The organism is Plantactinospora soyae (assembly GCF_014874095.1).
Classification (GTDB): Bacteria; Actinomycetota; Actinomycetes; order Mycobacteriales; family Micromonosporaceae; genus Plantactinospora; species Plantactinospora soyae.
This window is the reverse complement of record NZ_JADBEB010000001.1, coordinates 4,193,935-4,207,108: the sequence shown is the minus strand read 5'-3', so window position 1 is coordinate 4,207,108 and position 13,174 is coordinate 4,193,935. Positions and strand designations below refer to the sequence as shown.

Below are 13,174 nucleotides of genomic sequence, written 5' to 3'. Positions count from 1 at the left end.
CCTTCCTTACATCTCTAGTGCGTGGCGTTCCACGCCACCAGCTCGGCGGGGCGGTTGGTGATGACGCCGTCGACCCCGAGCGAGTCGAGCTGCTGCCAGGCGCTGGCGGTGTCGACGGTCCAGACCATCGTGGCGATCCCGGCCCGGTGCAGGTCGGCGACGACCGCCGGCCGGGTCAGCAGGGCGGCCGAGGAGGGGTTGTACGCGGCCAGGCCGAGCTGGGCGGAGATCGCCACCGGATTGGCGTCGAGGGTGCTGCGGAGCAGCCCGAGCGGAAGCTCCGGAGCCAGTTCGCGGGTGTACCGCAGGACGTCGACCTCGAAACTCTGCACCAGTACCCGGTCGGCCATCTGCTGCTCGCGGACCAGCGAGACGATCCGGGACACCTCGGCCCGGGTGTGCGCACCCTTGATCTCCAGCAGCAGCCGACCGCCCCGGGTACGCAGGTCCGCCAACTGCTCGGCCAGGGTCGGCATCCGGACCCCGGCGTACTGCGGGGCGAACCAGGAACCGGCGTCCAGCGCCTTGAGCTGGGCGCTGGTCAGCGCGCGGATTCTTCCGGTGCCGTTGGTGGTCCGGTCGACGGTGGCGTCGTGCAGCACGAACGGCACGCCGTCGCTGCTCGGCTGCACGTCGTTCTCGATCCAGTCCGCGCCGCCGCGCCGGGCGAGGTCCTGGGCGACCAGGGTGTTCTCCGGCGCCGCCGCCGAGGCGCCCCGGTGCGCGATCACCGTCAGCGGGGTGCCCGGTGGGCGGATCAGGGCGCTCGGGGCCAGCTCGGTCACCCGGACGTTGTCGAAGGAGACGGTGGCGCCGTTGACGAACAGCGCCTGACCGGCGGTGCCGGACCGGCGCAGGCTGCCGGTCCGCAGCACCTCCCGGCCGGCGAAGAACCACCGCGCCTGGCTGCCGTGCACCTCGGCGGCGACCTGTACGTCCCGTCCGGTGCCGGCGGCCGTCGGCGCGGCGGCGGTGTCGGTCACGTTCCAGGTGTTCCCGGTGGTGCGCTCGGCGAACTCCAGCCCGTTGGCCGCCGTCGTGCCACTGCGCATGGTGGCGATCCACCACGGGGTGGCACCGCCGGCCGGTACGTCCAGGCCGAGGGCCGCCCACCTGGTGCTCGCGCTGACCGACTCGAAGCGTACGGTCGCCTCGAACCGGAAGTGCTCCAGATGGGCACCAAAGGTGATCTTGTTGTTCTGGCTGGAACTGGCGGAGGTGCCGTAGAGCCGGCCGTTCTGCACCCGCCAGGTGCCGTCGATCGCCCGCCAGCCCGCCGGCAGTACCCCGGAGTCGAAGTTCTCCGACACGTGCACCCGACCCGGCTGCGCCGACGCCGGCCCGACGGCGGTGACCGAGGCGGTGACCGTACCGAGGGAGGCGGCCAGGACGAGGGACGCGACGGACGCCCGAATATGGAAGATCGTCATGGTCCAGCAGGTTACGGGGGCGATCTGGCGCCAACCGGCAAGATTTGGTGAATGCGGCGGAAAGGAGTCGTGTACCGCCGACCACGGACGAACCGGGCGGGCCGACCCGATCCCCCGGCTCCATCGCCGCGTCGCGTGGCATGGTGTCGTACTAGTGAGGCAGGATGCGACTCGTGTGCCTTGACCAGATTCTCGCTTTGACCGGGTCCGCGCGGTGACCGACACCCGACCGGAGGCCCCCGGCGCGGAGGTCGGCCGGGTGCTCGGCACCGCCGACGCCACCCCGCTGCAGTTCTGGACCGCCGTCACACCCGGCTGTTACCTGCAACTCGACGACGTGGTGGTGACCCGGCGCGAGCTGCCGGACCGGGAACCGGTCACCATCGCCGGAGTGGTCACCCAGGTCCGGGCCCGGCACGAGGGTGCCCAGTTCGACTCCGACGTCTTCGCCATCGCCGACGGCACGCTGCCGGCGCTGGTGCAGGAGGCGGCCGAGATCACCACCACCCGGGTCGACCCGGAGTTCTACGTGCCGCCCTCCCCCGGTGCGCTGGTCTACCGGGCCGAGGGTGAGGCCCGCTCGGCGGCGCTGCACTTCGACCGGATGGAACGGCGGGTGCCGATGGGCATGGGCCGGGACGGCGTGCCGGTCTACCTCAACGCCGACTTCCTGGACGGCAGCCGGGGCGCACACGTCTCGATCTCCGGCATCTCCGGGGTGGCGACCAAGACCAGCTTCGCCACCTTCCTGCTCTACTCGGTGTTCCGCTCCGGCGTCCTCGGTGGCGACGCGGTCAACGCCAAGGCGCTGATCTTCAACGTCAAGGGCGAGGACCTGCTCTTCCTCGACCACCCCAACAGCCGGCTCGACGACCCCACCCGGGCGACGTACGCGAAACTGGGGCTGACCGCCGGGGCGTTCCCGGATGTCAGGGTCTACGCGCCGCCCCGGCCCGGGGACTCCTCCGGCACCCCGGACGTGAGCAGCCGGCTCGCCGGGGTCGACAGCTTCTACTGGACGCTCACCGAGTTCTGCGCCGACCGCCTGCTGCCGTACGTCTTCGCCGACGCCGACGACGAACGCCAGCAGTACACGATGGTGGTGCACTCGGTCGCCGCCCACCTGGCCCGGTACGCCCAACCCGCCGACGGCGGGGTGAGCATCGACGGGGTCCGGATCAACTCCTACCCCGACCTGGTGGACCACGTCGTCGAGCAGCTCACCGACGACGAGACCCGGACGGACTGGGCCGGCAGCGCGGTCAACATGGGCACGGTCAACGCGTTCGCCCGCCGCATGATCGGCAGCAAGAAGGACCTGGCCCGGCTGATCCGGGGAGACTTGGCGACCCGCCGGCCGCACAGCGTGAACACCGCCGAGAGCGCCCAGGTGACCGTCGTCGACCTGCACAACCTGCCGGACCGGGCGCAGCGGTTCGTGGTCGGGGTGACCCTGAAGACCGAGTTCGAGCGCAAGGAGAAGGCCGGCACGGCGAAGCCGCTGCTCTTCGTGGTCCTCGACGAGCTCAACAAGTACGCCCCCCGGGAGGGCTCCTCCCCGATCAAGGAGGTGCTGCTCGACATCGCCGAGCGGGGCCGTTCGCTCGGGGTGATCCTGATCGGGGCGCAGCAGACGGCGAGCGAGGTGGAACGGCGGATCGTCACCAACTCGGCGATCCGGGTGGTCGGCCGGCTCGACCCGGCCGAGGCGTCCCGCCCGGAGTACGGCTTCCTGCCGGCCGCCCAGCGGCAGCGGGCGCTGCTGGCCAAGCCCGGCACCATGTTCGTCAACCAGCCGGACATCCCGGTGCCGCTCTGCCTGGACTTCCCGTTCCCGGCCTGGGCGACCCGGGTGTCGGAGGCCGGCGCCGCCCCGTCGGAGACGCTGCGCTCGATCACCCAGGCGGCCGATCCGTTCGCGGTGGTCGGCTCCCGGGCCAACGCGCTCTCCGACGACGACATCCCCTTCTAGTACCCGTTAGGCCGGTTGCCCCGTGAAGATCCTGCACACCTCCGACTGGCACGTCGGCAAGGTCCTCAAGGGACAGTCCCGGGTCGGCGAGCACCGGGACGCGCTGGCCCAGGTGGTCGAGGTCGCCCAGGCCGAGTCCCCGGACCTGGTAATCGTCGCCGGTGACCTCTACGACACCGCGGCGCCGACCCCGGAGTCCACCCGGCTGGTCACCCGGGCGCTCTCCGCGCTGCGCCGGACCGGGGCACAGGTCGTCGCGATCGGCGGCAACCACGACAACGGCCCGGCCCTGGACGCGCTGCGGCCGTGGGCGGAGGCGGCCGGGGTGGCGCTGCGCGGCAGTGTCCGGGACAACCCGGCCGAGCACGTGATCGACGGCAGCACCGCCGACGGCGAGGCGTGGCGGCTGGTCGCGCTGCCGTTCCTGTCCCAGCGGTACGCCGTCCGGGCCGTCGAGATGTACGAGCTGACCGCCGCCGAGGCCGTCCAGACGTACGCCGACCACGTCGGGCGGGTGCTCGGCCGGCTCACCGAGGGCTTCGACGAACCCGACCGGGTACACCTGGTCACCGGTCACCTGACCGTCGTCGGCGCCCAGGCCGGCGGCGGCGAGCGGGAGGCGCACACGGTGCTCAACTACGCCGTACCGGCCACCGTCTTTCCGACCGGCGCGCACTACGTGGCACTGGGTCACCTGCACCGGGCCCAGCAGGTGCTGGGGCCGTGCCCGATCCGCTACAGCGGCAGCCCGCTCGCCGTCGACTTCGGCGAGGAGGAGAACCGCCCCTCGGTCACCATCGTCGAGGTGACCGCGCGGACCGCCGCCCGGGTACGCGAGATCCCGATCACCGCCGCCGCGCCGCTGCGCACCGTACGCGGAACGATCGCCGAACTCGCGGAGCTGACCGACACCACGGCCTGGCTCCGGGTGTACGTCCGGGAGGCGCCCCGGGCCGGGCTGCGCGAGGAGGTACAGGACCTGCTGCCCCGGGCCCTGGAGGTGCGGATCGATCCCGAGATGCTGCCGAGTACCGGTGCCGCCGCCCGGGCCGCCCAGCGGGCCGGGCGGTCACCCCGGGAGCTGTTCGGCGACTACCTGGACACCCGGGGACAGGCCGACGACGGCGTCCGGGAGCTGTTCGACGATCTGTTCGAGGAGGCGACCAAATAGTGCGTCCGCTCCGGCTCGACCTGGCCGGCTTCACCGCCTTCCGGGACGCCACCACCGTCGACTTCACCGACGCGGACTTCTTCGCCCTGGTCGGGCCGACCGGTTCGGGCAAGTCCAGCGTGCTCGACGCGATCTGCTTCGCCCTCTACGGCACGGTGCCACGCTGGGGCGGTGCCCGGGGCATCGCCAACGCGCTGGCCCCGTCGGCGAACGAGGCCCGGGTCCGGCTGGTCTTCGAGTCGGCCGGCGCCCGGTACGTGGCGACCCGGGTGGTCCGGCGGGACGGCCGGGGCAACGTGAAGACCGGTAACGCCGGGCTCCAGCTCATGCCTCCCGGCTTCGACGTGACCAAGCTGGACACCGGGCTGACCCCGGAGGATCTCGGCGAGGTCGTCGCCGGCACCCCGGCCGAGATGGAAGAGGCGGTGCTGGAGGCGGTCGGGCTGCCTTACGAGCAGTTCACCAGCTGCGTACTGCTGCCGCAGGGGCAGTTCGCCGACTTCCTGCACGCCAAACCGGCGACCCGGCAGCAGATCCTGGTCAACCTGCTCGGACTCGGCGTCTACGAGGAGGTCCAGAAGCTGGCCACCGCTCGGGGCGGTCGGGCCGACGCCGCGCTGGCCGCCGTCGACCGGGTACTCGAGGGGCTGACCGGGATCGACGACGAGGCGCTCGGCACCGCCACCGACCGGGTCGAGGCGATGCGGAAGCTGGCCGGCGAGGTCGACGCCGCCGTACCCGAACTCCGGCAGGCCCGGACGGCCGCGACGGCGGTGGAGGCGAGGCTGGCCGCCCTCGACGCCGAACTCGCGGAACTGGCCGGGGTCCGGCCCCCGACCGACCTCGCCCGGCTCGCCGAGGCGGTCGCGACCGCCCGGGGCGAGGCGACCGAGGCGATGGCCGCGGTGACCGTCGCCGAGGAACGCGAGGAGAAGCTCCGCGGCGAGTTGGCCGGGGCCGGCGACCCGGCCGCGCTGCGGCTGTTGCAGCAGGCGCACGCCGACCGGAAGCAGGTCGCCGACGAGGTCGGTGCCCTGGCCGGGGCCCTGGCCGGCGCCGGCACCGACCACGACGCGGCGCTGGCCGCCCTCGAGCAGGCCCGCACGGCGGCGCAGCGGGCCGACACGGAACTGGAGGCGGCCCGGGCCGCCTACCAGGAGGCGCAGACCGCCGACCGGGCCGCCGCGCTCCGGGCCCACCTGCACGCCGGAGCGCCCTGCCCGGTCTGCACCCAGCCGGTCGCCGAGGTGCCGGCGATGCCGAAGGGCTCCTCGGTGGCCGCCGCCGAGGCGGCCGGCAAGACCGCCCGCACCGCCGCCGATGCCGCCGTGCGACTGGTCGGCGAGCGGGAGCGGGCCGCCCGGGAGCTGGAACGCAACCTCGACCAGGTCCGTGCCCGGCACGAACAGCTCACCGCCCGGCTGGCCGAGCTGGACGTCCGGCTGGCCGACTCCCCCGGACCGGCCGCGCTGCGCCAGGAACTCGACCTGCTCACCCGGCTCCGCCGCGACCTGGAGAGCGCCGGTACGGCGGTCCGGACCGCCCGCGAGGCGGCCCGCCGGGCCCGGGCCGGGGCCGAGGCGGCGCAGGAACGGCTCCGGGGCGCCTGGCGGGCCTTCGACACCGTCCGGGACGGGGTGGCCCGGCTCGGCCCACCCGCCGCCGACCGCGACGACGTCTCCGTCGCCTGGGCCGGCCTCTGCGACTGGGCGGCCCGGGCGACCGGGGAACGGCGGCGCGACCGGGTCGAGGTGGCCTCGGCGGTGGCCGGGGCGCACGACTCCGTGGCGGCGGTCGCGGCCCGGATCGCCGGGCTGTTCGGCGCCGTCGGGCTCGGTGGGCCGGTCGGCGACGACGACCCGGTCCGGCTGGCGGCGATCGCGGTGGAGCGGGCCGAGTCCGCGCACGACCGGCTGGTCGAGCGTCGGGAGCAGGCCCGGGAGCTGACCGAACAGCGGACCGGCCACGAACGCGAGGGTCGGGTCGCTCGGGCCCTGGCCGGGCACCTGCGGGCCAACAACTTCGAACGGTGGCTGCTCGCGGAGGCGCTCGACCTGCTCGTCGACGGCGCCTCCGGGATCCTCCGCGAACTCACCGGCGGCCAGTACGACCTCGGGCACGACAAGGGCGAGTTCTTCGTGGTCGACCACCACGACGCCGGGCTGCGCCGGGGGGTGCGGACCCTCTCCGGCGGCGAGACCTTCCAGGCGTCGCTGGCGCTGGCGCTGGCGCTCTCCGAACAGCTCGCCGGCCTCTCCACCACCACCGCGAGCCTGGAGTCGATCGTCCTCGACGAGGGCTTCGGCACCCTGGACGCGGCGACCCTGGACACCGTCGCCGCCACCCTGGAGAACCTGGCCGCCCGGGGCGACCGGATGGTCGGGGTGGTGACCCACGTACCGGCGCTCGCCGAACGGATACCGGTGCGGTTCGAGGTCCGCAAGGACGCCCGCAGCTCCCGGGTCGAGCGGACCGGCCGGTGAGCGCCCGGCTCTTCGTCGACGCCTGGGACCCGGCGTACGGGGCCTCGTTCGAGGCTGCCGGCGGTCCCGCCGCGCCGAGCAGCGCGCAGGTGCAGACCGACGTCGAACTGCCGCCGGACGAGTGGCGACCGCTGCGCGCCCCGGACGGGATCGAGCCGCCCGACGTCGTACTGCTGGTCGACGGGGTGCGCCGGATCGACGCCAGCGTCTGGACCGAGGAGCCGGACGGCGGATCGTTTCCCGGCGTCGCCGCGTCGTACGCCGCCGGGGTGGTCCGGTGCGACCTGCGCCGGGGAGTCGCCGAACTGGCCGGCGCGGAGGTCGAACGGGGACTCTTCACCGCCAGCCCGTCCGCCGGGGACGTCGTCGCCGGGCAGATCCGGTACGCCGTACACCGGGTCGGCGGCACCGGCGAGCTGAGCAAGCTGCCGGCCGCCGTACAGGGGCCGCTGACCGCGCTGGAGGTGAAGGTCTCCGGCGCCGTCCGGGACGACGGTGACCTGCTGGTGGTGGACGGACCGCTGCGGAACCGGCGACAACTCCCCCGCACCCTCGGCTACATCAAGACGCAGCACAGCCAGTATCTCGACGCCCGGCACACCGCGCTGGTCACCGGGCTGCACGCCGGTGAACGCTCCCCGGTGTTCCGGCTCGGTACGGCCTGGGGCGGCTACTCCTGGTACCTCCGGCTCCCCGGGGGCGGCCGGGGGCCCTGGGCCGGAATCGTCCGGGTCGAGTGCTCGGCCGAGCTGGCCGAACAGCAGGCGGTCGAACTCGCCCACCTGTCCCTGGCCACGCTGCCCCGGTTCGCCTCCACCCCGTACAAGGATCCGAGGGCGCCACAGAACCTGATCCCGATCGCCGGACTGGAGCGCCGGCTGCGGGCCCGGCTCGGCGACGGCCGGCTGCTGCACCGCGCCCTCACCTTCGCCAGCAACGCGTCGTAGGGGTCGGAAAGGGCCGTTCCCCGACCGGATGCGGTGGGCGGGGGTCCTTCCCTGATACTTGTCGGGTGGGCCGGAAACGACGTAGTGATCTGATCGCGGCCAAGGTCGACACCGGGCTGGCGGAGGTGAGCCCGGATCCGGACCGGCCCCGCTCGTACACCCTGCTGGTCGACGGGGCGCCGCAGTCGCACGTCGACCTCGCCGACCCGACCCATCTCGAATTCGAGTACGTCCGCCGGTTCGCCATCGTCGTCGACCTCGTCGCCCCGAGCGGGGCGCCGCTGCGGGTGCTGCACCTCGGCGGCGGGGCGCTGACCCTGCCCCGGTACGTCTGCGCGACCCGGCCCGGTTCCACCCAGCGGGTGGTCGAGATCGACGCCGCCCTGGTGGAGCTGGTCCGCCGGGAACTGCCCTGGCCGGCCGACCCACGGCTGCGGGTCCGGGTCGGCGACGCCCGGGCGGTCCTCGGCTCGTCCCCCGACGCCGGGTACGACCTGATCGTCGCCGACGTCTTCGCCGGTGCCCGGACCCCCGCGCACCTGACCTCGGTGGAGTTCGCCGCCGAGGCGGCCCGGGTGCTCCGGCCGGGCGGCACCTACCTGGTGAACATCGCGGACGGGCCGCCGCTCGGGCACGCCCGGGCCCAGGTCGCCACGGTCCGCAGCGTGCTGCCCGAGGCCTGCCTGATCGCCGATTCGGCGGTGCTGCGCGGCCGGCGCTACGGCAATCTGGTGCTGGTCGCCGGCCGGACCCAACTGCCGGTGGCCGATCTGATCCGGCGTACCGCCGGTGACTGGTTCCCCGGCCGGGTGCTGTACGGCGCCGACCTGGACCGCTTCGCCGGTGGCGCGCGAGTGGTCGGCGACGCCGCCGCCCGGCCGTCGGCTCCGCCCCCGCCGGGGACCTTCGGGGTCGCGATTTAACCCATCCGGGCGCCCCGGCACAACCGGCCGATCCGGCCGATCGGGCAGGCCGACCCGGTGACCCGGCAACTTCCCCGACCCGCGTTGATCCGGCCGGGTACGAAATCCGTACCTCTCGCCGGCGGCTCAACTCGGCCCGGATCGCCGGTGCCCCGGGTGCGACGCGTTCGACGCGGAGGTATGGGTGCGATGCAGGCGGTAGCCGGCGGTTGGCATGGCGACCTGACCATGCCGGGGCGAATGTGCGCCACGTCGCAACGGCGGTCAAATCGGTACCGGAAAAGTCTCGACGCGCGGCCCGCGGACCGCAATGATGGGCCGGTGACGCCGCGATCGGCTGCCGGCCGCCACCATGCCGAACCCGCCGAGACGAGGGCCGAGACGAGGCATTCAGACGAACTCGTACGACTGCTCTACCAGGAACACGCCAAGCCCCTGCTGATGTTCGTGTTGCGGCTGACCGGCGGCGACCGCCAGCGGGCCGAGGACGTCGTGCAGGAGACGCTGCTGCGTGCCTGGCGCAACGCACACCGGCTAGGCGCGCAGGGGCAGTCCTCGCTACGTCCCTGGTTGGTAACCGTCGCCCGCCGGATCGTCATCGACGACCACCGCAGCGAGCAGGCCCGGCCGGCCGAGACGTACGACCGCGATCTCGAGGCGTTCTCCGAGTCCGACGACACCGAGCGGGTGCTCCGGATGATGACGATCACCGACGCGCTCCGGACGTTGAGTCAGCCACACCGTGAAGTGCTGGTGGCGACGTACTTCCGGGGACGCACGGTGCCGGAGGCCGCCGAGGAGTTGGGGCTTCCGCTCGGCACCGCCAAGTCCCGGGTCTACTACGCCCTCCGGGCGTTACGCACGGCCCTGCGGGAGCGGGGGGTGACGGAATGACCGGGGAGAGCCACCGGGAGGTCGCGTCGTACGCCCTCGGCGTCCTCGACGAGCGGGACGCCGAACGGTTCGAGGAACACCTGGCGACCTGCACCCAGTGCATCGAGGAACTGGAGTCGTTCCTGCCGGTGGTGGACCTGCTCGCCGAGGTCGACAGCCGCGATCTTCTGATTGTCGAGCGCGCCGAGGTGGACGAGGCACTCTTCGACCGGGTCGTGGCGGCGGTGGGCGCGGAGCGGCGACGGGACCGGAGCAGGCGGCTCTACAGCCTCGCGGCGAGCGTCGTACTCCTGGTGATGTTGACCGGCCTGGCGTTGTTCGTCGGGACCCGGGTGGCCGGCCCGCCGGGAACGACCGCCCAGCCGGGTCCCTCGGCCAGCGGTTCCGCCCTGCCCGGTATCGGTGGCCCGGACCTGCCCAAGGGTGAGCGGTTCAGCGTCACCGACCCGCGCAGCGGCGTGCAGGCCGACATGATCCTCGCCTCGACGCCGTACGGCACCCAGGTCTCCTTCGCACTGAGCAAGCTGACCGGCCCCCGGGTCTGCCGGCTCGTACTGCTCCGCGACGGCAGTCCGCCGGAGGTCATCTCCAGTTGGAAGGTGCCGCCCGCCGGATACGGCACGGCGGCCCAGCCCCGACCGCTGACGTTGCAGGAGACCACCGCCACCCCGCTGGGCGAGATCGACCAGTTGCGGGTCCAGGTGCTCGGCGACGACGGCAAGGTGACCAGCGAACTGGTGACCGTTCCGCTCTGATCGGTTCGCGACGATTCCCGACGGCCGGACGCCGCCGGAGACACGGAATGTCCCCGGGCGACCACAGCCCGAATAATTGCGCGGGCCACAATCGACGGGGCGTCACTCGACAACCCCGGTACGGAAGCGGGAAAACGGCGCCGCTTCAGTTTCCCACGTACCTCGCATCGACCCGGTTCAACGATTCCCTGTGAAATTGTCCACTGCCAATTGCCTCATCCGGCCGCCCCCACGGCCCGTACTTCCCGGCGACCTGTCCAACGAAGGAGGGCACGTGGCACTGATGAAGCGGGCCGGCGTCGTCATCGTCGGTGGAGCACTGGCGGCGTTGACGGCCTGCGCGCCGACGCCGGCCAACCCGAACAAGGCCGCCGACGTCAAGCCGGTGGCCAACGCCGGAGCCGAGTCCACTCCGGAGCCGGGCGCCTCACCCACCCCCGAACCCGTCGAGGTCGCCGACGTCAACCTCACCGACGGGCTGATCGGCAAGAAGGTCGCCCGGATGGGTCAGGTCGTGACCGACGACAAGGGCTGGGTCCTCTACCGGTTCGACCGGGACTCGGCGAAGCCGTCGAAGACCACGTGCGTCGGCGACTGCGCCCGGGTCTGGCCGCCGGTGCTCACCGACGGAAAGCCGGATCTCAAAGGCATTGCCGACGAGAAGGTCGACACGGTGACCCGACCGGACGGCACCAAGCAGGTCACCATCGGCGACTGGCCGATCTACCGCTACATCGGCGACAAGAAGCCCGGACAGTGGCGCGGGCAGGGCGTCGCCGGCACCTGGTTCGTGGTGACGCCGACCGGCACGAAGAACCTGAGCTGTCTGCCGACCGGAACCCCCAAGGCGGTCGCCCCGCCACCGGTCGCGGACGAACAGGACGGCGACACCGGGGCTCCCAGTTACTGACCCGACCGCCGTCACCCCACAGACCCGGCGGCCGGCCGTTGCCAGGGTAGGCGCGGTCGGTCGCCGCCGTGATCCGGAATGCGGCGCGCGGCAACGGTCGCCTTCCGGCTGCGACGCCGGCCCCGTTCGGGCCGGCGTCGCGGTCCGTCCGCCGCCGAACCGACCGGCAACTTGGTCCACTTCGTCCACCCGACCGTCGAACCCCGGGCATCGTCCGAACGGCTGATGCCGCTCGTTCACCACCGGAAACATAAATTCCCTTTAAGTGGGCCTCAAGAGATTCCTATCTTCTCTACCACGGTTTGACTCTCAGGCAACGCATTCCGTACGGTTTTTCGCAGTGTTACCGGTTGATTATTCGGAAAGGCAGGAAGATGGTGACGATAGACGGGCTGCCCGCTGGCGGCCAGGATCGTCACCCGATCCGTCGCTACCCCTGGTCAGCGCCATATAAGGCGACCCCCGCCGGGTCAACGGCGCGCCGATCGCCGGCACCGACATCCGGGTCCATCACATCGGCCCGTCCAGCACCCGCCCAGGCTGACGACCTCCTGGTCGTTGGCACCCCCAGCCTGGTCCGCTGATCCGACCTCGCTGACCGAACCCTCTCCAGAAAGAGGTGGCACCACGTGAACACCCCCGTCCGCTCCTCACGGCGCTCGAACCGCCCGCCACGTAACAAGCGCCTGATTGCCGTGCTTGCCACGCTCGGCGTCTTCGGTGCGATCGTTGCCGTGAACCAGGTCTCCAACGCCGGCACCCGGGGCGGTCAGACGAAGGCGAAGGCGTGCCCGACCACGGCCGCGCCCGCCACCGGCGCGCCCACGGCGACTCCGTCGGCCGGCGGGAGCGCGACCCCGGCGCCCACCGGCACGGCCACCGGGCCGGGCACCGCCGCCAAGCCGGAGACCCGGTCGTACCACGACCACGGCGCGATCCAGCACCCCGGCGACGGGCAGCAGCCGGGCACCCTGGCCCAGCGTGGGCGCGGCAACCAGAACGGCAGCGGCAACTGCACGCCGAGCACCGGCCCGTCGACGAGCACCGCGCCGGGCAACCCGACCGCCCTCGAACCGCTGGGCGCCGACTGCTCCGGCAGTGACCTGCAGGCGCACGACGGCTTCCAGAACGGCGAGCGTTGCGTCGGAACCGAGTTCGGCGAGGTCGGCGCTCCGGAGGACAACCCCACCCTGCTGATCACCCAGGCGCCGACCTCGGTCCGGGTCAACCAGCAGTTCACGCTCCGGGTCAGCACCCGCAACCTGGTCCGGGACCGCTTCCTGGGCGCCGCCGCCGGTGGCTACTACAAGGAAAGCTCGTTCCTCAACGAGGACGGCCTGGTCCGCGGCCACTTCCACTCGGCCTGCCGGATGCTGACCAGCAACCGCAACGCGCCCGACCCGGCGCCGGTCCCGGCGTTCTTCGTGGCGACCGAGGACGGCAACGGCGGCGCGACGCCGGACACCGTCACGGTGACCGTCCCCGGTCTGACCCAGCGGGGCCAGGCGCAGTGCGCGGTCTGGGCCGGCGACGGCTCGCACCGGATCCCGATGATGGCCCGCGCCAACCAGGTGCCGGCGTTCGACGTAATCCGGCTCACCGTCCGGTGATCCCCGGCCGGCTGGAACGCCGGCCGACGGCCTGAGCGGTCGACGCTCCCGCCAATCCCGCACGAACCGGTGGTGACTG

At 72.8% G+C, this 13,174-nt stretch carries 10 protein-coding genes; 9 read left to right on the top strand and 1 reads right to left on the bottom strand.

Annotation, left to right across the window (positions count from 1 at the left end):
• Nucleotides 1–14: 14 nt before the first annotated feature.
• A complete protein-coding gene (locus H4W31_RS18825; RefSeq protein ID WP_192767855.1) occupies nt 15–1,430 on the bottom strand; it encodes a glycerophosphodiester phosphodiesterase in 1,416 nt (471 codons plus the stop codon).
• A 214-nt stretch (nt 1,431–1,644) separates the two neighbouring features.
• On the opposite strand from H4W31_RS18825, the gene H4W31_RS18820 reads away from it, so the two are divergent.
• The 9 genes from H4W31_RS18820 (at nt 1,645) to H4W31_RS18780 (ending at nt 13,095) form a co-directional block, all read left to right on the top strand.
• On the top strand, nt 1,645–3,402 hold the full coding sequence (locus H4W31_RS18820; protein ID WP_192767854.1) for an ATP-binding protein: 1,758 nt from the start codon (nt 1,645–1,647) through the stop codon (nt 3,400–3,402).
• Between the two features lie 22 nt (nt 3,403–3,424).
• On the top strand, nt 3,425–4,573 hold the full coding sequence (locus H4W31_RS18815) for an exonuclease SbcCD subunit D (RefSeq protein ID WP_192767853.1): 1,149 nt from the start codon (nt 3,425–3,427) through the stop codon (nt 4,571–4,573).
• Nucleotides 4,573–7,056 (top strand): AAA family ATPase, encoded by a 2,484-nt coding sequence (locus H4W31_RS18810; protein WP_192767852.1) that lies wholly within the window; start codon nt 4,573–4,575, stop codon nt 7,054–7,056. Before H4W31_RS18815 ends, H4W31_RS18810 begins: the two co-directional genes overlap by 1 nt.
• A complete protein-coding gene (locus H4W31_RS18805; protein WP_192767851.1) occupies nt 7,053–8,003 on the top strand; it encodes a hypothetical protein in 951 nt (316 codons plus the stop codon). Before H4W31_RS18810 ends, H4W31_RS18805 begins: the two co-directional genes overlap by 4 nt.
• 65 nt (nt 8,004–8,068) lie before the next feature.
• Nucleotides 8,069–8,926, top strand: a complete 858-nt coding sequence (locus H4W31_RS18800) for a spermidine synthase (RefSeq protein WP_192767850.1) — start codon at nt 8,069–8,071, stop codon at nt 8,924–8,926.
• A 189-nt stretch (nt 8,927–9,115) separates the two neighbouring features.
• Nucleotides 9,116–9,820, top strand: a complete 705-nt coding sequence (locus H4W31_RS18795; protein WP_192767849.1) for a sigma-70 family RNA polymerase sigma factor — start codon at nt 9,116–9,118, stop codon at nt 9,818–9,820.
• Nucleotides 9,817–10,575 carry an anti-sigma factor family protein gene (locus H4W31_RS18790; RefSeq protein WP_192767848.1) on the top strand — a complete coding sequence of 253 codons (759 nt, stop codon included), beginning with the start codon at nt 9,817–9,819 and terminating at the stop codon, nt 10,573–10,575. The genes H4W31_RS18795 and H4W31_RS18790 overlap by 4 nt, the downstream gene beginning before the upstream one ends.
• A gap of 283 nt (nt 10,576–10,858) precedes the next feature.
• The gene (locus tag H4W31_RS18785) at nt 10,859–11,485 is read left to right on the top strand and encodes a hypothetical protein (RefSeq protein WP_192772214.1); all 627 of its coding nucleotides are present in this window, start codon (nt 10,859–10,861) and stop codon (nt 11,483–11,485) included.
• A 695-nt stretch (nt 11,486–12,180) separates the two neighbouring features.
• Nucleotides 12,181–13,095, top strand: a complete 915-nt coding sequence (locus H4W31_RS18780) for a Pecanex-like protein 1 (protein WP_318783264.1) — start codon at nt 12,181–12,183, stop codon at nt 13,093–13,095.
• Nucleotides 13,096–13,174: the final 79 nt, after the last annotated feature.